The organism is Ammoniphilus sp. CFH 90114 (genome assembly GCF_004123195.1).
Classification (GTDB): Bacteria; Bacillota; Bacilli; order Aneurinibacillales; family RAOX-1; genus YIM-78166.
In genome coordinates this window covers 124271-147830 of sequence record NZ_SDLI01000010.1, presented here as the reverse complement: position 1 = coordinate 147830, position 23560 = coordinate 124271, and the positions used below count along the sequence as shown (strand labels likewise).

Annotated in this window: 20 protein-coding genes; 7 read left to right on the top strand and 13 right to left on the bottom strand. The window is 41.2% G+C overall.

Features of this window, described 5'->3' with window-relative positions:
* Window positions 1-34: 34 nt before the first annotated feature.
* From EIZ39_RS20275 to EIZ39_RS27785, 5 genes are all read right to left on the bottom strand, one after another.
* On the bottom strand, window positions 35-817 hold the full coding sequence (locus EIZ39_RS20275; protein WP_164985199.1) for a sugar phosphate isomerase/epimerase family protein: 783 nt from the start codon (window positions 815-817) through the stop codon (window positions 35-37).
* Window positions 818-830: 13 nt separating this feature from the next.
* Window positions 831-1601, bottom strand: coding sequence for an SDR family NAD(P)-dependent oxidoreductase (locus EIZ39_RS20270; protein ID WP_129202226.1), 771 nt, complete (start codon window positions 1599-1601; stop codon window positions 831-833).
* 21 nt (window positions 1602-1622) lie between these two features.
* The gene (locus tag EIZ39_RS20265; protein WP_129202224.1) at window positions 1623-2333 is read right to left on the bottom strand and encodes an SDR family oxidoreductase; all 711 of its coding nucleotides are present in this window, start codon (window positions 2331-2333) and stop codon (window positions 1623-1625) included.
* A gap of 18 nt (window positions 2334-2351) precedes the next feature.
* Window positions 2352-4865, bottom strand: coding sequence for an EAL domain-containing protein (locus EIZ39_RS20260; protein ID WP_129202222.1), 2514 nt, complete (start codon window positions 4863-4865; stop codon window positions 2352-2354).
* A gap of 296 nt (window positions 4866-5161) precedes the next feature.
* Window positions 5162-5242, bottom strand: coding sequence for a helix-turn-helix domain-containing protein (locus EIZ39_RS27785; RefSeq protein WP_368666341.1), 81 nt, complete (start codon window positions 5240-5242; stop codon window positions 5162-5164).
* Between the two features lie 263 nt (window positions 5243-5505).
* Here EIZ39_RS27785 and EIZ39_RS20250 point away from each other — a divergent pair, with 263 nt between their 5' ends.
* The 3 genes from EIZ39_RS20250 (at window position 5506) to EIZ39_RS20240 (ending at window position 7028) form a co-directional block, all read left to right on the top strand.
* Window positions 5506-6090, top strand: coding sequence for a DUF1641 domain-containing protein (locus EIZ39_RS20250; RefSeq protein ID WP_129202218.1), 585 nt, complete (start codon window positions 5506-5508; stop codon window positions 6088-6090).
* Window positions 6091-6323: 233 nt separating this feature from the next.
* Complete coding sequence (locus EIZ39_RS20245) at window positions 6324-6578, top strand: stalk domain-containing protein (protein WP_129202216.1); 255 nt, start codon at window positions 6324-6326, stop codon at window positions 6576-6578.
* A 54-nt stretch (window positions 6579-6632) separates the two neighbouring features.
* A complete protein-coding gene (locus EIZ39_RS20240) occupies window positions 6633-7028 on the top strand; it encodes an NPCBM/NEW2 domain-containing protein (RefSeq protein WP_129202214.1) in 396 nt (131 codons plus the stop codon).
* A 188-nt stretch (window positions 7029-7216) separates the two neighbouring features.
* On the opposite strand, the gene EIZ39_RS20235 is transcribed toward EIZ39_RS20240, so the two are convergent.
* Window positions 7217-8116, bottom strand: a complete 900-nt coding sequence (locus tag EIZ39_RS20235) for a LysR family transcriptional regulator (protein ID WP_129202212.1) — start codon at window positions 8114-8116, stop codon at window positions 7217-7219.
* Between the two features lie 167 nt (window positions 8117-8283).
* Between EIZ39_RS20235 and EIZ39_RS20230 the strand changes: the two genes are divergently transcribed.
* Window positions 8284-9558 carry an MFS transporter gene (locus tag EIZ39_RS20230; protein WP_205668603.1) on the top strand — a complete coding sequence of 425 codons (1275 nt, stop codon included), beginning with the start codon at window positions 8284-8286 and terminating at the stop codon, window positions 9556-9558.
* Between the two features lie 54 nt (window positions 9559-9612).
* Here the strand turns inward: EIZ39_RS20230 and EIZ39_RS26790 are convergent, their stop codons facing one another.
* From EIZ39_RS26790 to EIZ39_RS20200, 6 genes are all read right to left on the bottom strand, one after another.
* Window positions 9613-11175, bottom strand: a complete 1563-nt coding sequence (locus EIZ39_RS26790) for an ATP-binding protein (RefSeq protein WP_164985198.1) — start codon at window positions 11173-11175, stop codon at window positions 9613-9615.
* Window positions 11147-11542: an ATP-binding protein gene (locus EIZ39_RS20220; RefSeq protein ID WP_129202208.1), complete on the bottom strand. Its 396-nt coding sequence runs from the start codon at window positions 11540-11542 to the stop codon at window positions 11147-11149. Before EIZ39_RS20220 ends, EIZ39_RS26790 begins: the two co-directional genes overlap by 29 nt.
* A gap of 271 nt (window positions 11543-11813) precedes the next feature.
* Window positions 11814-13502: a methyl-accepting chemotaxis protein gene (locus EIZ39_RS20215; RefSeq protein ID WP_129202206.1), complete on the bottom strand. Its 1689-nt coding sequence runs from the start codon at window positions 13500-13502 to the stop codon at window positions 11814-11816.
* Between the two features lie 18 nt (window positions 13503-13520).
* Window positions 13521-14807, bottom strand: a complete 1287-nt coding sequence (locus EIZ39_RS20210; RefSeq protein WP_129202204.1) for a putative bifunctional diguanylate cyclase/phosphodiesterase — start codon at window positions 14805-14807, stop codon at window positions 13521-13523.
* Between the two features lie 165 nt (window positions 14808-14972).
* Entirely contained in the window at window positions 14973-16892 is a 1920-nt protein-coding gene (locus tag EIZ39_RS20205; RefSeq protein WP_129202202.1) for a PAS domain S-box protein, read from the bottom strand.
* A 26-nt stretch (window positions 16893-16918) separates the two neighbouring features.
* On the bottom strand, window positions 16919-17548 hold the full coding sequence (locus EIZ39_RS20200) for a response regulator transcription factor (protein ID WP_129202200.1): 630 nt from the start codon (window positions 17546-17548) through the stop codon (window positions 16919-16921).
* 263 nt (window positions 17549-17811) lie between these two features.
* Here EIZ39_RS20200 and EIZ39_RS20195 point away from each other — a divergent pair, with 263 nt between their 5' ends.
* The 3 genes from EIZ39_RS20195 (at window position 17812) to EIZ39_RS20185 (ending at window position 22717) form a co-directional block, all read left to right on the top strand.
* Window positions 17812-19032, top strand: coding sequence for a stalk domain-containing protein (locus tag EIZ39_RS20195; protein WP_205668602.1), 1221 nt, complete (start codon window positions 17812-17814; stop codon window positions 19030-19032).
* A 26-nt stretch (window positions 19033-19058) separates the two neighbouring features.
* Complete coding sequence (locus EIZ39_RS20190) at window positions 19059-20702, top strand: WG repeat-containing protein (RefSeq protein ID WP_129202198.1); 1644 nt, start codon at window positions 19059-19061, stop codon at window positions 20700-20702.
* Between the two features lie 251 nt (window positions 20703-20953).
* The gene (locus EIZ39_RS20185; RefSeq protein ID WP_129202196.1) at window positions 20954-22717 is read left to right on the top strand and encodes a methyl-accepting chemotaxis protein; all 1764 of its coding nucleotides are present in this window, start codon (window positions 20954-20956) and stop codon (window positions 22715-22717) included.
* A 55-nt stretch (window positions 22718-22772) separates the two neighbouring features.
* Here the strand turns inward: EIZ39_RS20185 and EIZ39_RS20180 are convergent, their stop codons facing one another.
* Complete coding sequence (locus EIZ39_RS20180; protein ID WP_129202194.1) at window positions 22773-23459, bottom strand: protein kinase family protein; 687 nt, start codon at window positions 23457-23459, stop codon at window positions 22773-22775.
* Window positions 23460-23560: the final 101 nt, after the last annotated feature.

Sequence of the window (23560 nt, the reverse complement as noted above, 5' to 3'; positions counted from 1 at the left end):
TGATAAGACTCAAGTTTAGGAAAATTACATGATCTCAGATTAATCCTCTGACATAGTCCCTAGCCTGTACCAATTCTTTCTCCTCCTGAATGAAGCACTCTAATGACATAAAGCCACTATAACTTATTGCGTGCAACCCTTGAAGTATACTAGAAAAATCCATATGACCTAAACCAGGAGCACGTCTATTGGTATCAGCTAAATGAACATAGCCGATGGAGGACTGGAATTGATTAATAGAGTCAGTAGGCGATGATTCTTCTATACTCATATGAAAGGTATCAGCTAGTAAAGCAAGAGATGGAGATGAGACAAGTTCAAATGCAGCTACGATGTCTCTGAGTTGGTTAAAGCAAACACTTTCGTACCGGTTGATAGCTTCAACGTATAGTTTAATATGATAATGTTGTGCTACTTGAGCAAGGTCCAAAAGAGTCGTTGAAAAAGATTCCACTTGGCTTCTTGTTATAGAAGGAAGAGGTTGAAGCACCCCAAGGGACCGAGAGGTGCCAAACGAGGGAACGACAATGACCCCTGGACACCCGATGTCGCTAGAAATTTGGATAAGTTCTTTTACACCAGCTATGGCTGTTTGTGTGGACTCCGTAGAATCGCCGAATAATTGACCTTCATACCCACCGCAAAGAGCACTCATTTGAATGGAGGTGTGGTTGAATACTTGTTTTATTTCCTCTACTCGGTCCTTGATCTGAAATGCCCATAACTCGATACCTTGAAATTCATGTTCTTCTAACCACTTTACCTTTTCAATCAATGTGTCACCAGGAACGAGATGCTCTTGACAGGATAACTTCACTTTTAACAACACCTCACTCTGTTAAATTAGAAGTGATGCCGACATGAGCGGAGATTCCTCCGTCAATGGTATAGGAGGCGCCATTGATGTATCCGCCAAACTCCCCGACTAAATGAGCAATTAACGAAGCAACCTCGATCGGGTCAGCTACTCGCTGCACGGGTGATTTATCCATTACGCGCTGATAGTAATCCGAGATGTCTTCAGGACGAATGCCTAACTGACTATTTACATACCCAGGACATATCGCATTGCAAGTAATGCCGTATCGGCCCCACTCTGCGGCAATTGTTTTGGTGTATCCAATCATTCCGTGCTTACTGGCAACATAGGTAGAGGAGTGGGCGGAACCAAGGAGTCCCTGAATGGAAGCAACGTTAACGATACGACCAAAACCAGCCTCTTTCATCTTGGGAAGAAGATTTCGAGTAAACAAGAAGACGCTTTTTAAATTGGTATTGATGATCCAATCCCATTCGTCATCAGAAACCTGGTCAACCCGATGAAAAGGTCCGCCAACTCCGGCGTTATTAATTAGAACGAGGGGAGTGTCCCAATTTTTTTCGGTAATGGAGATGGCTTGCTCGACATCTTCCTTTTTACCGACATCACAGCGAAGGGCGAAGGCTCGCCCTCCTTCCCATTCAATTTGTTCTGCGATTTGCATTGCGCTTTGTTCATTTAAGTCAAGTACAGCAACGGCCATGTTCTGTTTGGCTAATAGTTTTGCTGTGGCGGCGCCAATACCGCTTCCGGCTCCTGTTACAATAGCTACTTTTTCCATCCTATTAACCTCTCGTTTTCATTAAAGTATGCCTTTTGGAGGTAGAATTTTGACTTCATCGATGCGTACGTGCAATGGTCGCTTTGAAATATCTAGGACCGTCTCTGCCACGTCCTCTGGTTGTAGCATATCTTCACTGCAAAAGGAAGTTCGATCTTTACTCATATCGGTTTGAATAGCACCAGGACTTACAATAGATACGCGAATGTTATAAGGTTTTCCTTCTTCATTCAAAATCGCAGAGAGGCCCCGCACACCAAATTTAGAGGACCCATAAGCCCCATTTTCAGGGATGGGAAGATAACCGGCTACAGAGCTTATATTAATAATCCTTCCGCCGTTTTGCTTCTTCATAGTTTTGAAAGCCTCTCGTGAGCATAAGAAAACACCTGTAAGATTCGTTTGAATCACTTCATTCCATTCGGTCAGAGTGGTTTCCTCAATCGATTTAAAGATGCCTACCCCTGCATTGTTGATTAAGATGTCTAATCGTCCTTGAACGGAAGCAAGGTGCTCAAACACTTGTTTTACTTCTTCTTCGTTCGTTACATCCAGGTGTAGATCTTGAATTTCCCCCGATTTCACGGGGGTCTTCCATAAGGTTGGTTCTGCATTTCTAGAAGTTACAAGGACGGAAGCTCCTTCCTTAGCTAAGAGCGTTGAGATGCTTTTCCCAAGGCCGCGAGTTCCACCAGTAATTAATACGGTCTTTCCATATAAGACACCATTCAACTTTTTTGCTCCCCTTTTCTATGATTGATAGCCTGCTGCAACTTCTTGTAGGTTCTGGAAATTTCTTTCGAAATCTTGCACGGATAGAGGTCTAGCAATGAGAAAGCCTTGAATCTCGTGACAATTTTGTTGTCTTAGGAAGGAAAGTTGATGCTCCTCTTCCACACCCTCGGCTACAATGTTTAGTTTCAGGTGGTGAGCCATAACAATGATGGTTGTGATAATGGTCTCATTATCAATGTCTTTAGAAATATCACGTATAAAGGAACGATCAATCTTTAATGTATCAATAGGAAACTTTTTAAGATAACTTAGTGAAGAGTATCCTGTTCCAAAGTCATCAATGGCAAGGTGAATACCTAATGATTTTAATTTATTCAGCTTTTCAATGACAAAGTCGGCATTGCTCATGGCTACGTTTTCTGTAATTTCAATCTCTAAATATTTAGCTTCCAATTTCGTTTGTTCTAGTACATCCATAATCGTGTGGATGAGATTAGATTGCTGAAATTGCTGGGCTGATAGATTTACAGCAACACGCATAGGAGGGTATCCTTGTTCTTGCCAGAGCTTATTTTGAGCACATGCTGTTCGGAGTACCCAGTCCCCAATGGATTTAATTAACCCTGTCTCTTCAGCAATAGGTATAAATTCTCCAGGTGAAACTAAGCCCATTTCCGGATGGAACCAGCGGATCAGCGCTTCTACCCCTGTGATTTGTCCCGTCTTCATATTGACTTTAGGTTGGTAATAGAGCTGAAATTCATTACGCTGCAGTGCTTTACGTAATTCTCTTTCCAGAGTAGTTCGTTTAAGAAGCTGTTCATTAAGTTCCGAGTTGAAGAAATGATAGGTGTTTTTACCTTCTTCCTTTGCTCGGTACATGGCTATGTCCGCATTCTTAACAAGATGCTCAACACTTTCTCCATCAGTTGGGAACAAACTGATCCCAATACTTGTGGTTACGAAAACTTCATGTTCATCCAAGGTGAAAGGCTGATTAAGCATAGTAAGGATCTTCTGGGCCATTTTGCCGACTTCTTCTCTTGAAGTATCCGTTAAGATGATAGTAAATTCATCTCCACCGATCCGGTAGGCTTGTCCAAGAGAATCGAGCATTCTATTCGCAACGGCTATCAACAACTGATCTCCGAAGGTATGACCTAATCCATCGTTGACGGATTTAAAACGGTCTAAATCAAGGAACATCACAGCTATCGTATCTTTATTCATATCGGCTTTTTCGATATGTTTCTGAAGTTGAGTAGTGAAAGCACGTCGATTAGGAAGATTCGTTAAAGAGTCATGCTCTGCTTGATATCGAATTTGCTTCGTATAACTCTCCAAGTTCTGCGACATCGTATTAATCCCGTCACTTAGTAAACCTATTTCGTCTTTTGAATTTCTTTCCACTCTAACGGAGAAATCTCCTTTTGAAATTTCTTCTACTTTTTGAAGGATGTACTGAACGGGTCTGACTAAATAACCGGCAAGGGAGTAGCTAACCATAAAGACAATGAGTAGAATAACAATGGAGATGATCGCATTGTTGTATAGTTGCTCACTAAGCACATCTTCGATGAGCTTATAGTCATTTACTAGTCCAATAACGTAAGGCTTATCCGCGAGTACAGGATAGAAGCTTTTGATTACCTTTTTGCCATTAATCTCTGCTTCAAGACTTTGTATTTTCCCTGTTGTAATGGCCTGGTTCACCAGAGCAACATCGGTGGATTCAAGCTTAAAGCTGTAGTTACCAAATAGGATGGGTTCGTCATCTTTGCGTACATAAGATATGCCGTTAGATTGAGTAATAATGGGTTCTTTCCCAAAGGCCTTCGGGTTAAAGCCAGTTATCTCTAGGGTGAATTCGTTATTTTGTAGTGTTTTGTCTAGAAAGGATTTTATCCCAGTAATCTCATCAAATTGTTGGATCTGAGTATCTCGTACATAAGGATCTATAATATAGTCGGTTGTACCATCATAGAAATATCCCCATTTATCGTAATGGTCCGGATTAGAGCTAGAGACATCAATCGGTCCTGCCCAATAGTTCGGGAGTTTTTGCCCTTGGGGAACCGTTACTTCTTCCCCTCTTAATAATTGATGAAAGGCGTCAAACCAATATCCCCATTCCTTTGAACCAATACCGACTTCTTTAACATCAGATGATTTTACAGCAATGATATCTTCCTCTGTTTCTTGAAATAACGTGATATGAGAGACCCCAATTTCCTTACTAAGTCTCTGTAATTCCTCATTCGTTACCTGATCTGCTTGGGGGGAAAGGGCATACTTAGCTACAAGGGAAGCCACTCGTAGCTTCTCTCCAATGAGATCCTCAATGTATTTTGAACCTTCTCTTGAATTTTCAATTGCAATGCTGATCTCTTTAGCGGTAATCTCCATGAGCTTCTTCTGGTTTTCTACCAATATATTCTTAGTAGAATAGTAGTGTAACGCGTTATTCGATATTAGAACCACGGTTACAAGCAACAAAAATACAGTCGCTACTTTTGCCTTAATCGACACATTGTTTCCCCCTGTATGTGAAATGGTGATCGCTGTCAACCTCAAAGTCGTAATGGGTACAACTATAATTATTAAGATTATAAATTATGTCGAATGGACTATAAAGCGCAAAACATGTAATTAGTTACATTTACCTATTTAGTTGAAGGAAGATTAGGAAAAATTATTCACTTCGTAGTGAATGGGGAGTGGTTTTTGGTGGGGGTGGTCTCGCCGAAGATGGAAGAGAAAATGAGAGGGAACCAAGAGTTTGACCCGCGCAACTTGTATCCGTTGCAACGCAGCGGGTCAAGAGCTTATTTTATGTATCCGTTTTCTCGTAGCTTTTTTATCCAAACTCTTATGGTTCTAGGATGTCGACCAAAGTGTTTTGTCATTTCGTTTATAGGTGGAAGAACAAAATTTCTCTCCTTTAAGTAGATCCACATGATGTATTCACTTGTACCTAAGTTCTTGATGATTTCAGTTCCCATAAGTTCCTCCATAGAATAAATCAATTCGTATTAGAAGTATTTTACAATAAAACCTATTTTGTTGGAAGTGAAAGTGAATAGAAAGGGAAAAATGAACTACCTTTGAATTATCGAGTCGGTCCTCTGGAATAATAAAACAATAAAAGTGGAGAGAAGAGGAGAAGAACATGTCCGCTATAATTACAGAGAAGTCATTGCAATGGGTAAATGAATTATCGAATCCCGAGGTACAGGAAGCGTTAACTACACTGGTCCAGAAGCTTCCGCAGATTAAAGATGCCGTCGTCAAAATGGAGCAAGGTTTAGGTATGGTTACGGCCCTTGCTGAGGATAGCCAAACGATCAACAATATTGCTGAGCCATTGTCTCACATTTCTAAGATTGCCTTGAATAAGGACAATCTAGATGCTCTTCTGTCTCTCGTGGAGAAGCTGCCAAGAATCACTCAGGCGGTTGAAATGCTGGAAAAAGTGACTCCTTTGTTTGACCTTGTCACCAAAAAGGAAAACATCGTTTCAGCGGTTGAGGTTGCTGGGATTATCGCAGCGCCTGTAACCGAGCGTGTGCAAGAAGGCCTGTCTATGGCCAAGGAGGCCAAAGCAAGAGCGGAGCAGAACCGGCAGGATGTTGGATTATTTGGTCTTCTGCGAATCTTGAAGGATCCAACCGTTCAAGACAGTTTGAAGTTCGTCCAGGCTTTTCTAGAGGTACTTTCGGAGAAGAAGCCCTATGAGCCGTATGCAAAGAAATAAGGAATACATGATTGAGGGTGAGTCCAAATGAAGTGCCAGGCACTAATTGGTCACTCTTTTTTTTTGGCTCTAAAGAACTACTTTTGTAACACAAAGGCAAATAGAACGATAGACAGGGTGGGGCTTTGTATTGAATAATAAGAATCAATGTTATATTTAGATTATTGGTCATAAGTCTAGAGTAGGTTTTCTATACTTACAGAGATTAGAGAGAAAGGTGAGGAGGATTAGATATGTCTAAAGGATTAAGAGTAAGGGATTTCGTAAGTGGAGTCATGGTGGGGGCAATTTTATTTTCAGGAGTCGCCTATGCAGCATCGACTAAGATTGATGTGAGCTTTAAACCGATTAAGTTTTTTTTCGAGGGAGAAGAAAAAATAGCAGGTTCTGGTGAGCAAGGATTTGTCTATAATGGTAGAACCTATGTGCCTCTTCGCTTCATGGGAGAATCCCTAGGCAAAGAAGTGACTTATTATCAGGGCATTTAGAACAGCATCTACATAGGCGGCCGTAAGCCGAGCAATCAGACCAACATAAATCAAATGTCTACTACTTCTAAAAATTTGTCTTCAGAGACCAAAGAGCTGACTTCTTCTTTCAAGGCAAGCAATGGCGATTCGATTAATGGGAATGGTTTTATTATAGGACAGGGAGCTAAGACGATACCGGGATCGCTAAAGGTGGAATATAACTTAAACAAAGACTATAAAATCTTCGAAGCGGTGATTGCTCCTAGCGAGCAGTGGACGGGAAAAGAGGACAAAAACATTGGAATGGTTAAGATTTACCAAAACGGACATCTGATTTACGACAGTGGAAATATTGCTTCAAATAGGGATCCTATACCTGTAAGGCTAAGTTTAGTGGATGTGAATCAATTCCGAATTGAAGCTTATGGACGGGAATTAGGTTTATTAAATGCTAAATTCATAAAATAGATATTAAATGCTCATCTTCTATTGAAGATGGGCATTTTAATATCTCGAAAAAATCTTATAATCGCCCATTCTATTCGGGATTCTTCTTAGGTAGGATTGCTTAGGCGATGGATTGTGGGACCAGGCGTTTATTTGCAGATATCTGTTGGATATTTGCAGGTTCGGTGTGGATATTTGCAAGTTTGGGTTTAAACGAGATGCCTCTCCACAAAATCCAAGAAAACTTTGGTGCACGGTGAGAGATAGCGTCCCTCAATGTAAAAGACAGAAACCCACCGTGAAAGAGGAGGGTCCAAGGGTAAAATAGAAATGGTTGGCCCCGGAGATTCCGCCATCAAACGCGGGAGTATCGAAACGCCTAGTCCTTTTGCCACTAGGGTTCGCGGAGAGGCGCACTCATAGGCAATAAGCGGCTCGAAACCTTCACGAAGACACGTTGCAAGTAGTTGTGAACGAATTCCGGACCCCTCCTTAAAGGATACAAATGATTCTTCCCTAAGCTCTCCGATAGAAATGATTTTTCTCCTCTCCAGTGGATGTCCTTTTGCGACAGCCAAGACCAATTCATCTTGATAAAGAGGTTTGGAGCTAATCCCCGTCTGCGCGGCTAACCTTACCAAATGCGGTGAATAGGTCACATCCAAGGAGTGGCCCAGTGCGAGATCTAATTCCCCCTTCTGGAGATCCTCTAGCAACGGTTCAGTCGTATTTTCTCTAATAAACACTTTGATCCCAGGATACTCTTTCCCGAACGCGACCAACAAGCTCGGCAATCTAGTTTGCACTAGAGACTCTAAAGCTCCTATCCTAATCTTCCCGTTTGGATAGTTTATGAACTCTTTAACGGAGTCTTTTGCTCTTTGCGCCTCTGCTAGGGTCCTTTCAGCACCAATATAGAATTGTTCTCCAGGCTCTGTTAGCGTTACCCCTCTCCCGGTTCGTTTAAAGAGCTTAACGCCGAGCTCCTGTTCCAAATTCCCGATCTGTTGCGAGAGCGCCGGTTGGGCTATCTTTAGCCGCTCAGCTGCTCTTGTATAATTTTTAAGTCTAGCTACTTCGACGAAGTAAAATAGCTGTCTAAGCTCCATACATTCTTAACCACCTAGTTATCAGATATAAGCGATTCTTATAATAACCATATCATATATATATTTTTTATATCAATTAAGCTATATTATAATCCTTTATACATAGTGAAAAGGGAATAGTTGGTTGTTGTTTTCATCATGAGAAAATGGAGAAAGAAGGAGAGAAATTGGGTAGCAATCAATTACAAGGAAGATGGTACTTTGGCTGGAACATTGTAGCCGCTTGTTCCATACTCACACTCATAACGGTAGGGACTCGGTTAGGCATTGGGCCGTTTGTCAAACCAATCTTAGATGACTTAGGAATGGATAGAACCGAACTCTCGGTCATTATCGCCATTGGCATGTTGGTTTATGGACTAGGCATGCCGTTGGCAGGGAGACTGTTGGATTCATTGGGGACACGCAACGTTCTGCTGATTGGCGTGGGGTTGGTCGTGTTATCTATTATTTGGACGTATTTTTCTCATGACATGCTGAGTTTTGCCCTTGCTTACGGCGTGCTGCTCTCGTTGGGCTTGTCTTTTACCAGTCCGGTGACCGTGACTCCCGTAGTGAGTAGATGGTTTACAAAGCAAAGAGGAAAGGCGCTGTTTTACCTGTCAACCGGCTCCATGGCAGGAATTGCGATTATGACTCCCATTTTTACCCTATTGATTGATCTTGTCGGGTGGCGCAACACCTTGCTGTTGCTCGCCGTCATCTTTATCGTGATCGCTGTGCCTTCCGCTATTTTTATCATTCGCGATGAAGTGCCTGAGGGAGGAGATGCCTTGTCAGGAAAATCGGGGGGCTCATCCTCTAACAAAGGACAAGAACCACGGATACTGTCCTCTTGGACGGAGGCGCTTAAGACACGTCCGTTTTGGCAAGTGGCTTTTGGTTTGTTTGTCTGCGGCTTCAGTATGAATCTGCTTGGCTCGCATGGCGTGCCCATGCTGACAGATCATCATTTTTCTAATGTCACCGCTTCATTCGGGGTCGGGATCATTGGTATTGTAGCCATGGTCAGTACGGTGTTCTTGGGTTCTGTTTCAGATCGCATTCCTCGTCGAAGTATGCTGAGTTTGATTTATTTTATACGTGGATTGGGTTTCTTAGGACTCGTGTTGGTGATGACTCCATGGCAGTTATACTTGGTGGCTACGATCGGAGGGTTGGTTTGGGCAGGCAGCGCGGCACTGTCTTCTGCGATTCTTGGAGATGTCTACGGTGTGAGATGGGTGGGTATCTTATATGGTTGGGCCTATTTCATCCATCAGATCGGGGGGGCAATGGGTTCTTTTCTAGGGGGATGGAGCTATGAACAGTTCGGTACACACCTAGTTTCCTATAGTATCACCACCTTCTTATTAGTTTTGGCGAGTGTGGTATCTTTCCAGATACCCTCTCAGCTTCATTTGCCAAAACAGCAGGATTTGCCTCTAAAGGCTACATTATAAAAATCATAAGATGTGCATAAAGAAGGGTTGCGACGGATTCGCAACCCTTCTTTGTTATCCCAAATACTCTTTATACGCTTCCAATGCTTGCTGTAGAGTACCCCTTGTTTCTACCTTTTGGTCTAATTCTATCCCTAACTCAACAATGGTATTTGTGATTTCAGGACGGATCCCCGTGATAATGGCTTTACATCCTTGAATATTGATTCCATTTACAATTTTGAATAAATGCCCGACAACAGCCGTATCCATATAAGCAGTTCCAGATAAGTCTATAATGATATGTTTTAATCTTAACTTGTGAACTTGAACCAAGACATTTTCTTGGATTTTCTTTGCCCTAAACGTATCCACTGTCCCTATGATGGGGAGGATCGCCATTGAATCGGACAATGGAATAACCGGAACAGATAATTCATCGATTACTTCCCGTTGGGATCGCAAAAGCTCGTCTTTATATTCGCTAAAACTGGTGGAAAAGTGTCTAATATAGGAATCAAAATTAAAGTTTACCTTTTTCTCTAGCTCGAAGGTCTCATCTTGACCTAAATCAAGATGCCTGTGGAAGTTATATAGGAAATCCCAATAAGTTTCGCGTAACAAATGGTGCCATTCAAGCTTCAAGATTAATTCCAAATTATTTTTCGCCCAATTTCTACCATGTTCTTTTGCATGCATGATCAGCCCATGCTCGTTAAATTCATTAAGTGCATCTACGATTTCACTTGCGGATTGAAGCAAATATTCTTGATTGATATTTTGGGTTAGGCTTTCAACCGTATCAATCATGCTTTTGCCTTTCGTAATGAGCAAATTTTGAAACTCATTTTTATTCTGACTGTAAAACTCCTCAAAACATTGTTTTTCCTCATATAGTAAATTCAATTTAATCACCTCTAAGTTTGTGTATTGATTAATAGGAAACTGAATCGTGAAGGTGGTTCCTTTCCCAACCTCACTTTTAACTGAGATTTTTCCTCCATGCTCATAGATCGTTGAGAACACCTGAGTTAGACCCATTCCGGTTCCTTCTGCCTTAGAAGTAAAAAAGGGCGTTCCAAGCAAATCAATCTTCTCTTTTGGGATCCCTATTCCGGTATCCGATAAGATAATCTTTAAGACATTCTTAGACTTGTAGTGTTTTATTTTAATAGTCCCTTTATTATCCTGCATCGCTTCAAAAGCATTTTTTATAAGATTAAAAAAGGCCTTTTTTAATTGGTTCTTTTTCCCATAAATTCTTTCATTACAATCTGAAAAATGGGTATCTATGACAATATCGTAGGACTGATCTTTAAAAAGATAGAGAAGAGATTCTATTTCACTACAAAGATTAATCGATGTGAATGGTTCAACCTGTAAATCGGGCTTGGACACATGCAATAAATTTTGGAGAGTCTGAAGAGCATCTTCTAATTGCGAATAGGCTAAATCCACATAGGTATGTGGAGATTCCTCTTTTAATAACTGGAGAAACCCTTTAACAGCGGTCAAAGGGTTTTTAACTTCATGTGCAATGCCAGCGGCGATTTGCCCAACTGAAGCTAATCTGTTAATGGTTAAATCTGCTTCATTATTGTTTTGTAGCTTATTTTGATTTCCATTTGATACAGACAACTTTTGTCCCTTCTTTCGAGGTTTCTATCGTAAATTCATCCATCATTCTTTTTGCCCCGGTTAATCCTAACCCCAATCCGCGCCTGTTAGGGCTACCTTTTCCATTTAGAATATCATCTAAATGATCAATGCCTTTCCCTTGGTCTTGAATGATAAACTGGATCCCTTTCTCGCCAATGAGCTCACAAGAAAAACTTCCTGCAGACTGTGCATGGTCTAGAACATTTCGTGTCAGTTCAGAGACAGCAACCACTACTTTCTGTTGCTCCATTTCTGTAAAACGGAGTTGCTGCATCAATAAACGCACGTTATGAAGAATGAGATAGATATCATTTTCATTTCTAAATTTAATATAGTATTCATTCATAGAACAATAATCCTCACGCGATACAAATTATTAAACAAAAATTCATCTATTCTTTATCTATGATAATTATAATCTTGTTAAATCAATTTTAGAATCACTTTTAAAGGGATTTAGAGTATTACTGAATGCAATTACCTTTATGAACAAATGACTAAATTTCAAGTTGTTTAGGTCTATTGGCTCAAATGAATACCGGTAGGGGCGAGGAGCAAACTAAAATTAAAAAAAGGCACCTACAATGAAGTGCCTTGAGTATAGTAATTACATTTCATTAGATCTTAAACTTGCTTATCGCTTGTTGTAACTCTTCAGCCATGTCACTTAATGCTTCTGCAGAGGCAGAGATTTCTTCCATAGAAGCATTTTGCTCTTCGACTGCGGCTGCTACATGTTGGGTATTCCCTGCGGATTGCTCAGAAATTTGTGCTACGCCTTCCATCATATTCACCATACCCTGTGAACTAGCGTTTACTTGTTCAACCACGGCAGCTACCTCTTGACTTTGTACCGAAATTTCTTCAATCATTCCCCTGATATCTTTAAAGGAAGCTCCTGTTTGGTAGACGAGCTCCATTCCTTTTTTAACCGCTTCGGTTCCGTCATTCATAGAATGGACTGCTTTGTCGGCTTCCGTTTGAATTTCTAGAATGAGTGTACTGATTTGTCCAGCAGCTTGACCAGACTGTTCTGCTAGCTTACGAACTTCGTCCGCTACGACGGCAAACCCACGTCCTTGTTCTCCTGCTCTAGCTGCTTCAATGGCGGCATTCAGAGCTAGTAAATTCGTTTGACTAGCAATTTGGGTAATCAAGCTAACAATTTGACCGATTTCCTTAGATTTTGAACCGAGCGTATTGACCACTTCGGCTGAGTTTCCAACCGTTACTTGAACATCATTCATTTGATTGATGGTTTGATCAACCACTTCTGAACCTGAGCTGGCTTTTTGAGTAGCACTAACGGATACATCCGCTACAGATTGAATGGAAGAGGCTACTTGATCCATTCCTTTAGAAATCTCAATGACTACATTCGTAGCTTGATTAGAACTTTCTACTTGTTTCTCTGAGCCTAAAGCTACTTCTTGAATTGAGCTAGCAATTTGTTCGGTCGCTTTACTGGTTTCTATCGAACTTGCGCTTAGTTCCTCTGAAGTTGCTGCTACTTGCTCTGCATTGGATCTTACCTGATGAATGATATCTCTTAAATTAGCAGTCATCTCATTGAAGGAGTCTGCTAGGCTGCCAATTTCATCCCGATTTTTAACCTGAATCTTCTCAGCCGTAAGGTCACCGGATGCGATGAGCTCAGCGGCTTTGGCGACCAGAAGGACGGGTTTACTAATCATTCGACTCATCACGTAGGCAATGACACATCCAACGATGAGGGCCAAGACACTCAACCATAACAACCCTTGCTTCGTAGTGGCAACAAGAAGTGTTGTTTCTTGACTACCTTGATTCACAAGTTCTTGTTGCGTCTTAATCATTTGATCTAATATTTCGTCCATCCTTTGGGTAACTGGGCCAATTTCTTGAACCCTCTTGGTCACTTGAGCCATGTTATCTTCATCTTTAAATTGGATAACTTCGTTTGCAGCCGCCCCATATTGCTGATGTAGAGTATCAAGTTCGGATAATAAATCTTTCATCTCTTGAATATTTAAAATGGAAGAAAGCTCCTGGCTCGTTTTTGTAAACTCCTCCCTGGATTCGTTAAAAGAGGCTAAGGTTTGCTCTGATGGAGATAATAAATAGCCGCGCGCTTGATATTGCTCATCCTTCAAATCTGCCGCCATGTCTTTCAATAAATTAATCTTGTATACTCGATCATCAATCAAAGTAGAGTACGTTTGATCAACATCGGAAATTTGAACATAAGCCAATCCAGAAATTCCACCCATAAGGATAAGGATAGATAAAAAAGCCACGTACATTTTCTTCATAACTGTCATTTTCATGGTGTTTTCCCCCTAGGTTTAGCGGTTAATCAGCTTTTCGATTTCATCAATATGTAGAGGCTTATAAAAATAATATCCTTGCGCTTCATGACAATCTTGTTCTGCAAGAAATTGATATTGTTCTTCTGTTTCAACACCTTCTGCTATGACTTTGAGCTTTAGGGTTTGTGCTAATTGGATAATGGTCTTTATAATCGCTTTATCCTCTTCAAGTTGAAAGCTAGAAAAAAAAGATTGGTCAATTTTAAGATGATCAATAGGAAACTTCTTTAGATACCCTAATGAGCTATATCCAGTGCCAAAATCATCGATAGACAGGCTGATACCTAACTCTTTTAGCTCTTGGAGCTTGGGGAATGCCTTGTCTATATCCATCGTCATGCTCTCCGTTATTTCTAGGTTTAGAAAAGCAGGATTATATCCCGTTTGCTCTAAAATCCTTGAAATCACTTGGGTGAAAGAAGGCGAATTCAATTGTACAGGAGAAAGATTCACCCCAATTCGAATGTTATTTCCTTGTTGATGGAGTTTCTTCCCGTGTTCACAAGCGGTTCGTATAACCCATTCTCCTAGCGAATGGATTATGCCCGTTTTCTCTGCAAGAGGAATGAATTCGGCAGGAGGAATCAGGCCGCGTTCTTTGTGGTTCCAACGAATTAATGCTTCAATCCCAACGATTTCACCCGTCTCTATGTGGACTTGAGGCTGATAGACGAGATGGAATTCTTGGGTATAAAGAGCCCTATTTAGATCATTCATTAGAAGAAGTTCATTCCAATCTTGGCGATCCTCCATTTCTGGAGAATATATATAACAAGAGACTTGACCCTTATCTTCCTTAGCTTTTAACATGGCTTTGTTTGACTTGCGGGTAAACTCGTCTACGGTTTCACTATGCTCAGGATATAGACTCACTCCTATGCTTGCTGTTATCAATAATTCATGGTTCTTCAAGCGATAGGGTCTTTTAAATACATCAAGGATCCAATTACACTTACTTTGCAATTGACTTTCATCTTGATACGGAGTAATGACAATAAACTCATCTCTACCCACACGAAAAAGGTAAGAGTCATTGCTAAAATGTTTTTTTATCCGTTGAGAGATTTTGTATATTAATTGATCTCCCGTTACATATCCTAAGGACTGATTAATCACGCTTAAATAGTCTAAGCCAATAGATATCATGGCCAATTTCTGAGTTGTTGCTATTCTTTCACAGTAGGCATGTATTTTCTCCATTGAACACAAATCAGTTTCTAGCATGTGGGTTAACGATTCTACACGTATATCCTTTGTGTCCATTTCCTCATCCCCCTCAACAGTTCTAATAACCTACAAAATTATTTATAAATCAACATTTATTAAGTCTATTTTACTATTCTTCGTTGTGGGGATATCCGCAAAACTGTTTCGTTCTTCCGCAAAAGTTTAAGCAAATTAAAAAGAGAGTAGGGAAGTCCTGCTCTCTTAATGAGGGATATAGATAAAAACATTTACTCCACGTCCAAGGACGGAATGAATTTCAAATTCTCCTTCAAGCATTTCAACTCTTCTCTTCATACCCGATATGCCCATATACGTAAAATTGTCAATTGAACAGGAAACTTTCATTCCAACTCCATTATCAAGATAAATCAAATATATTCCAGTAGGTTCACAATTGATCTCAATTTTTACTTCTGAAGCATTGGAATGCTTGGTAGCGTTATTAAGTAGTTCTTGTACAATTCGGTATAACTGAATCGTAATCTCTTCTCTTAATTCATAGTGATCTAAGCTTGTTTTCAAAAAAACTTGATAATTTCTATCCGGTTGGGTTTGTTTAATGAGCCTTTCTAATATTCTTTTCAGTCCCATCTCTTTGATAAAAGGTGGACGAAGTTCATGACACGTTCGTCGTATCTGATAGATGACTTCTAACAGTCCTTCCTTGAATTCGATTAAATCTTCAGTGCTTGGTGGATGATCTTTCCGTTCAAGAAGCTCATTTAGTCTGCGGTAGTAGAGTAATTGCTTTTGAAGGGCTGAGTCATGTAAGTCTGCAGATAAACGAATTCGCTCTTTCTCGGATAAGTTAAACAGTAATTTTAATACCCATCTTGGCGGACTAGGATTTTCTGCAACGGCTTCTAATTGTCTCATTAGATCTTCAATGGTTCCAAAATTATCAAATAAGGTTTGAACATATCGGATTACGATATGCAACCAGTCAAGCTTGGTATCTAATTCTAGTAATAAATTCTTATCCCTGAGAATTAAGATCTGCAATTTGTTATTTTTATTACCAAGGACGAACGCGATTTCATCTTTAAGTTCGAATTGGTTTATTAATAAGGACTGCTTGATAAAGGCATGATAATGGGGGAGATTCAGTTTTGTTAAATCAAGTGATCCGTTAATGAGTTTTATTTCTTTCTCTTCATTCATCTCAATAATCCCTATATCATTGATCTTTAGGACATCTCGAATTTCTTGAATCAAACGATTCTCCACCTCATTGGACTTAGGTAAATGGTGGATGTCTTGTAAAAATCTGTTAATACTTTGATGTAGAGACCTGTACCGTTCTTCACTTTGGATTAGGGCAATCTCAGCCCTCTTCTGTTCCGTTATATCTTTAGCCACCCCATGAACCCCAATAATCTGATGGTTGACCGTGATCGGGATACAACAGAAGCTAATTTGTTTAATAGAGTTGTCTTTACAGATCAATTTCACTTCAGCATTTTGCGGTAATCCTTGCTCAATGACACTCTTAAAGATGCAGGTTGTTTGTTCTAAATCATCCTCCATGATGACGGAATGATAGGTCATTTGCAGAAGTTCTTCTCTAGAAAAGCTAGTCAGCTTTTCACTTTGCTGATTGACTTCTACAAAACGCCCCGTGAGGTCCAATGAATAAGCGGCATCGGCATGATTGTAAAAAAAGGAACGATACCGTTGTTCACTTTCTATCAATCGCTGTTCCATCTTTTTACGATCGGTAATATCTGTAGTCACACCGTCTAACCCTGCGAAATGACCATCCTGATCTAGTATGGGGGTTGCGCGAACTTGTATCCAATGATAGATATTCGTCTGATAATTTCTAATTCTATATTCAGCCACGACTTGTTCGCCTTTTTGGAGCGTTTTTATTCCTTCCTCCACGATAACCAAGTCATCAGGATGAATGTGCGACTTCCAGACTGATGGATTTTCTTGTATAAAGCTGGTGGATACTCCAAAAATATTCTCATATCCTTTTGAACAAAAAATAAACTCGAATTTTTCGTTCATAGACCATATGGCTACATCAACCGTATCTAGTATTTGTTGAAGTTTTCTCTTAGTCCATGAATATTGTTGCTCTAGTGTGTTCTCTGGGATCTGCAGCCATGAATCCAATCCAATTCCTCCTCATTCTAGATGTTCTATCTCGTACGGATACCTAGTTCGTTTGCCCGTGCAATGGCTTCAATTTTGGTGCTTACCTCCAGCTTTTTGAATAACTGACTAAGACGGTATTCGAAGGTCCTTTGCCCTAACAATAATGACTTGGATATCTCACGGTTGCTTCTGCCCGTACAAAGTTCCTTTAAAATGATAATTTCAAATTCCTCTAAAATCCCATTGTTCTCTTGTTGAATAGAATCTTGTTGTTGAAATAGCTTTCTTAAAGTTGTAACCGGCAACACGGTTTCATTACGTATAGCACAGCGAATCGCTGTAACCAGCTGATCAGGATGTGCGGTTTTCGAGACAAAACCAGTCACACCTGATTCTAACAAGATAGGTAATTCAGGCTCAAGATCAAACCCTGTATAGATTACGATCACGATATCTGACTTTATCTTCCGTGCTTCCTTAGATAAAGTGATACCGTTAGGATCCGGCATATTCAAATCCAACAGAAGGACGTCAAACTCCTGTTGGCCAACTAATTTCACTGCTTTCTCTCCACAAGTCTCTGAAACGATTTCAAAATCATGCTCTTTTTCCAACATTGTTTTAGTCCCATGGATAATCGCTGGGTGGTCGTCTACTAGGAGAATACGAATCATGTTGTTCACCCCTTTTTATTGTTCAACATACTATCATTATATTACCTTAAAACATTTACTAGATTTAATAAGAGATTAGTGGGAATTAATAACAAAGGAAAAAGGGAATAGCCGGTTTGGCTACTCTCTTGAGCTGGATCTGGTTGCAAGCAGATCAGGCCTTATTTCCTAGTTAAATAGTCGGAAGGGAAGGATAAAAGTAGAATAATGTCGAAAATGTTACTTAGTTAGAAAGTATAGACATTTTTAAGGAGGACATGGTGTTGAAAAAGTTATGGACTCGGATCGGACTATCAATCATGAGTGTGATGATGGTTCAGTCCCTATGGGCTTCTCCCATTCTTGCGGAAAATGTGGAAGAGGTAGAAACACTAGAAGAAGAGATCAAACTCCCTTTGCTTCTTAACGATGGAAGAATTGTTAAAGGCCGTACGCTTGTACCTGCGAAAAGTATATTGGAAGCGCTAGGCGCTGAGGTCGAGTGGGATGGAGCCACTCGTACGGTTACGATTACGGGGGATAAAAGCATGGTTTTACAAATTGATTCCAAGATCGTAACGGTAGACGGAGTTGAATATACCTTGGATGTGCCTGCTCAAATTATCAACGGTAAAACGATGGTGCCTATCCGTTTTATAGGTGAGAGCTTTGGAGCTGAGGTTCAATGGGATCAAGAAAATCAAATGGCTACTATTCTTACGCCGGAAATAACGATCATGGTGGGAATCGACCAAATCGTGAAGGTATGGGACATGGGGCCGAATGGTTTTGATATCAACGAACATCGAGACTTGAATGGAGATGGAAAGCCAGATACGCTTCGAATCACAGGCGGAAAGGGCAACAAGCTCTCTATTTTTGTAGAAAGCAACGACCAATCGGTTGAGTACACTTCCGAACCGGATTCCATTGTAAGTCAAAAAATGATGCTCACAGACCTTCATAACAACGGGAAGCTGCAGCTTTTAGAAGTTCAGAAGAACGTAAATGATGGCGATTATTACCTTGATGCTTACACTTTTGTGCAAGGTGAATTTGATCTGGTTGCCGGACTTCTTCCGCTTAACGAGGAGTACTATATCTCTAGGAATAAGGTGATTTCTGGAGATATAGAATATGTATTTACGGGTACAGGCTTCGTGGATCGTGGTGGAAGCAAGGTTGGGGAGGTAACGACAGTAACGGAGGATGAGCAGAATAGCTCAAACCAACCATCCCAAAAGCCAAAGAAACAACAAGGCACTTTTAATGGAAAGACCGTGACTGAGGGAATGTCGAGGGACCAAGTGTATCAGATCCTAGGCAAGCCGACTGAAATCAAGCCAGATTTAGAATCCCAAGCCATGTTCAAAAAGATGTTCGGATTCGAATCGCCGATGATTCAATGGAACTATATTAAGAGAAGCGGTGGGATGACAGTAGAAATTTTGGCTGTTGTCTTTATGAATGGGAAGGCAGAGAGTTTTGTTTATTACGGAAACTAAGACATGCACACCAAGGGAGACAGAAGATGAAAAAACAATGGGTAGTAAGTTTACTAACATTTAGTTTGATAGGGTCCACTTTTCCTGTACAAGCTAGCAGCAGTCCAACCGATATAAACGGGCATTGGGGCTCATCCACCATTCAATGGGCGATAGATAAGGAAGTCGTGAAAGGGTATTCGGATGGAACGTTTCGTCCCAATAAACAAGTTTCGGAAGCTGAGTTCCTCGCGATGTTAATCAAGCTGTTCCCGAACTCCAAGTCCGAGTTAGAAAAGCAGGAGAGTGCCTCGAATTGGACGGAACCTTTTTATCATGTTGCTAAACAGTTTAACTTGCCGGTCAGTTCAAGTGGTTCATCACAGTCTATATCTAGAGGGCGAGTAGCGCAAATTCTAGCAGCATCCCTTGGGAAAAATTACGATATCGATCATGCTATTGTCTATCTATTTGAAGAGGGAGTGTCTAAGGGGTCGTCCAATAAAGGCCGGATTACAATAGATAGCTATAATCCGGAAGGGTGGCTAACCAGGGCGGAAGCTGTACAATTTTTAAAGAATCTTCAAGTAGAGGAAATGAAAACTCGCCCCGCTCAAGTCGAAAAACACCCACAGTATGACAAGTATGTGGATCCTAATTCCCAGGCGTTGTTTTTAATTCAGAGTCAAAAGGGAACGTTCGGATTCATGGATAAGAACGGAAAAGTGGTTGTTCCTACGGATTACGTAGCTGCGACCGCGTTTCAAGATGGGTTGGGGATACTCGGATACAAAAATGAGAGCATCGCCGCCTTTGGCGATCATTACCTGTTTGGCTTTATTGATCATCATGGACAGTGGGTACTGAAGCCTCAATATGGACAAGTGTCCAAGTTTTCGGAAGGGCTAGCTTTTTACAGCACATATGGGATTAACTCTAAGGATAATTCCTATGGGATTATCGATAAACAAGGAAATGTGATTAAAAATGAAGAGGACTATTTGGGCCAGCCTTACAGGGTAAATCAAGTGTACGGTTTTTCCGAAGGCATGGCGGCTTTCATGGATTATACGGTGGAAAAATGGGGCTATGTGAATCGAAAAGGTGATATCGTTGTTCCTCCTCAGTATGATCGTGTGCATAACTTTTCCCATGGCTTAGCTCTCGTTGAAAAAGACTATAATCTCTCATTTATTGATAAAAACGGGAAGGTCGTTGTAAGTCTGCCTCCCCACTCATGGGCAGAGCCTTTTTCAGACGGGGTAGCGCTTGTACAAATCGGTGGGACAGTCAAATATATCGATCCTACAGGGAAAGCGGTCCTCACATTGCCGAATAACGGCAATACCTATTCATCTTTTTCGGAAGGCCTAGAGGTTGTGGGCTTGAGTGAAGGTGAACAGTATGGCTACATGAATAAATCGGGGAAGATCGTCATTCCCGCTAAGTTTTCCAATGCAAGTCCTTTTGTTGAGGGGTTAGCCGTCGTTTCGCTGCCAGATAAAGACGGAGAAGGATTAATTGATGCCACAGGCAAACTCGTCATCCAGCCTAAGTATTATTTCGAAGGTGATGTAAAAAATGGGCTCATTCAATTTGTCATTGACAACGAGAATCTGCCCGATACTGAAATAGGATGGATGAACAAGCAGGGGAAAATATTGTGGAAGGATAAAGTTCCAGCGGACTAGAGGGCAATATGCAAATCATCAGCAACAAAATACGCTAAAGAAGGTTTCTGTTTTATCTTCTGTTTAATGGATTATTGTATTTCAATCGCTTGTAGTTTAAGCCCTACTTTGTGAGGGTTTTTTTTATTTATTATTTAAAAATAAAAAATGTTGTAAAGACAACTAATTCATGGTAAAACTGTATTACTGTAGGTCATTGGTCATGGTTCTTATAGGGTGACAACTAGATAGTAAAGAGAGGGGAACTTATTTTGAAAACGCTTTCTATACGCACTAAATTTATCGGACTCTGCTTGTGTCTGCTTGCGATTCCAAGCTTGATTATTGGAATCATTGGTTATCAAGTGTCTTTAGCTGAATTAAATAACAGCGGTCAGGTTCTCCTCAAGAGCCATGTGAAGTCCATCGTAGGGATGATAGAGGCGTTGGACCAGGAGGTAAAGAAAGGCACGCTTTCTCTAGAAGAAGCCCAGGAGCGGGTAAAGATCTATATGCTAGGCGAAAAGACTAGCGAAGGGAAGCGGCCGATTAACAAAGAGATTGACATGGGAGAGCATGGCTACTTCTTTGTTACTGATGATAAGGGCACTCAGCTAGCACATCCTAATATCGAGGGCCAAAGTATTGTTGGATTAAAAGACAAAGAGGGAAATCTTGTTGTGGATGTGGTTGGTGTTCCGCTGTTTGATGCTCTTCTAGCGAAAGGCAAGCAGGGAGGCGGCTACATTTACTATGATTGGACGCTGCCGAACAATCCAGATAAGATGGCTCCCAAAATTTCATATTCCGAAATCGACCCTAACTGGGGTTGGGTAATCAATGCGGGCTCGTACATGATGGACTACAACCAAGGTGCCCAAAAAGTTCTCTATATGCTGTTGATCACACTGGGCGTGTCTTTATTACTAGGTGGAGTGATTGTCTTCTACTTTACCAATCATCTGATTAAGCCTTTGCTATTGATGATTCATAAGGTAAAGCAAATCGCCGAAGGTGATCTTACTGGTGAGCCTATACGTATTACGAATCATGATGAAATTGGTCAATTGGCACAGCACCTTGAAGCTATGCGTTCTAATTTGAAAACGCTAATTCTCAAAGTGAACGAAGGAATCACGCATGTCTCTGCATCATCGGAAGAATTTTCAGCGAGTGCTTCAAGCTCGACTCAAGCCATTACGACGATTTCTCAAGCGATGCAGGAGGTGGCGTCAGGGGCAGAGCTGCAATGCTCGCACTCTGATGAAACGGCGAGGTCGATGCAAGAGATCTCCGTTGGTGTTCAGCGAATCGCGATGTCAGCCTCAGAAGTGGCCGATTCGGTCGGTGAGGCGAAGAAGCAAGCAGAGGTAGGCAATCAAGATTTGCAAAATGTAATCTTAGCGATGGATACGATTCAAACTAGTGTGGATAATTCCGCTGAAGTAATCAGAGGTTTAGGTGAACGTTCGAACGAGATTGGCAAAATTGTCGAAGTGATTACAGGCATCGCAGCTCAAACCAACCTGTTAGCACTTAATGCAGCCATCGAAGCGGCAAGAGCCGGTGAGCATGGAAGAGGATTTGCCGTTGTGGCTGATGAGGTGAGGAAGCTAGCGGAGCAGTCGAAGCTTTCTGCTGATCAGATCACCCAATTAATCCATGAAATTCAAGAGGATACCCAACAAGCTGTCCGCAAGATGGACCAAGGGACAAGAGACGTACAGGTAGGTACGCAGGTCGCTAAGCAAACGGAAGTGGCGTTCCAGCGAATCTTGTCTTCGATTAATCGGGTAACAGATCAAATGCAGGATGTATCTGCAACCTCCCAGCAGATGGCAGCAGGCTCAGAGCAAGTGGTGGCTTCTGTGGATGAGTTGACAGACATTGCGAAGAACTCTTCGGCGACCTCCCAGCAGGTAGCTTCCGCATCCCAGGAGCAGCTCGCTACGATGCAGGAAATAGCCGCTTCCGCGGAGATGTTATCGCAAATGTCGCAAGACCTATGTGAAGCGATTAGCAGATTTAAAGTGTAAGTTTGAGGCTGTTCCCTATGAGTCGGTTTTATTAACCTTAGGGACAGCCTCTTTATCAGGATTTTCGATTTCCTAGAAAGATTCGGATCGCTTGCTGGGAAAACTCCTCTAGCGCAAAGTTGGCTTGATCCATACGTTTGTACCATTGTTTGATGGTATCGAGAACCCAAGATGGGATACTAACCCCCTCGATCATAGGATAAATATGATCATATGCCCATAAGAGATGCTCCCAGCGATTATCGTTGCCTTCTTTGGCATACTCGGAAACATCAATGACCTTGGCATGGCCGTCATCCTGCAGGAGGATATTTTTTAGGTGGATATCGCGCGGATTCAACCCTTGTAACCGAACGAATTCCCGTGCAACCTCGACTTCTTCAATGGCTTGTTTGGGGATCGGGATCCCTTGGATGAGGCAATCATATAAGGTTATCCCCTTCTCAAGGCTAAGGACAATATAGTTGTCACCTTTTCCATAATACTGAGGAAAGAAGGTGGATTCCTTTATACGAAGGTATACGCTTTCCTCGATCTCTTTCTTATCTAATGCCTCAGATGAGTAGACTTTAAACGCATAAGCTGGAGTTTGGTCATACTGAAACACGGCTGCGTCTGTTCCGATGCCTATGCAACGCAACTGCTCCGAACAACTGGTAATCGAGACGAGGTCATTCATGTTATTCCCGATAATCTGTACTCGCTTAAGAGCATCTTCTGCTAACTTCCAATCCCCTGACATTGCTTCCCCTCCAAAAAAATCTTACTTCTTTCCTATAGTTAGGATTATATTCAGTTATTGACTAAGAATAAATAAGTCATTCTACATACATCATTTTTCAC

Coding starts and splice junctions, on each gene's coding strand:
- EIZ39_RS20240 (WP_129202214.1), top strand. CDS start 6,633: ATGTCTACTACTTCTAAAAATTTGTCTTCAGAGACCAAAGAGCTGACT.
- EIZ39_RS20215 (WP_129202206.1), bottom strand. CDS start 13,502: ATGAAAATGACAGTTATGAAGAAAATGTACGTGGCTTTTTTATCTATC.
- EIZ39_RS20250 (WP_129202218.1), top strand. CDS start 5,506: ATGTCCGCTATAATTACAGAGAAGTCATTGCAATGGGTAAATGAATTA.
- EIZ39_RS20270 (WP_129202226.1), bottom strand. CDS start 1,601: ATGGAAAAAGTAGCTATTGTAACAGGAGCCGGAAGCGGTATTGGCGCC.
- EIZ39_RS20220 (WP_129202208.1), bottom strand. CDS start 11,542: ATGAATGAATACTATATTAAATTTAGAAATGAAAATGATATCTATCTC.
- EIZ39_RS20190 (WP_129202198.1), top strand. CDS start 19,059: ATGAAAAAACAATGGGTAGTAAGTTTACTAACATTTAGTTTGATAGGG.
- EIZ39_RS20235 (WP_129202212.1), bottom strand. CDS start 8,116: ATGGAGCTTAGACAGCTATTTTACTTCGTCGAAGTAGCTAGACTTAAA.
- EIZ39_RS20245 (WP_129202216.1), top strand. CDS start 6,324: ATGTCTAAAGGATTAAGAGTAAGGGATTTCGTAAGTGGAGTCATGGTG.
- EIZ39_RS20200 (WP_129202200.1), bottom strand. CDS start 17,548: ATGATTCGTATTCTCCTAGTAGACGACCACCCAGCGATTATCCATGGG.
- EIZ39_RS27785 (WP_368666341.1), bottom strand. CDS start 5,242: ATGACAAAACACTTTGGTCGACATCCTAGAACCATAAGAGTTTGGATA.
- EIZ39_RS20210 (WP_129202204.1), bottom strand. CDS start 14,807: ATGGACACAAAGGATATACGTGTAGAATCGTTAACCCACATGCTAGAA.
- EIZ39_RS20180 (WP_129202194.1), bottom strand. CDS start 23,459: ATGTCAGGGGATTGGAAGTTAGCAGAAGATGCTCTTAAGCGAGTACAG.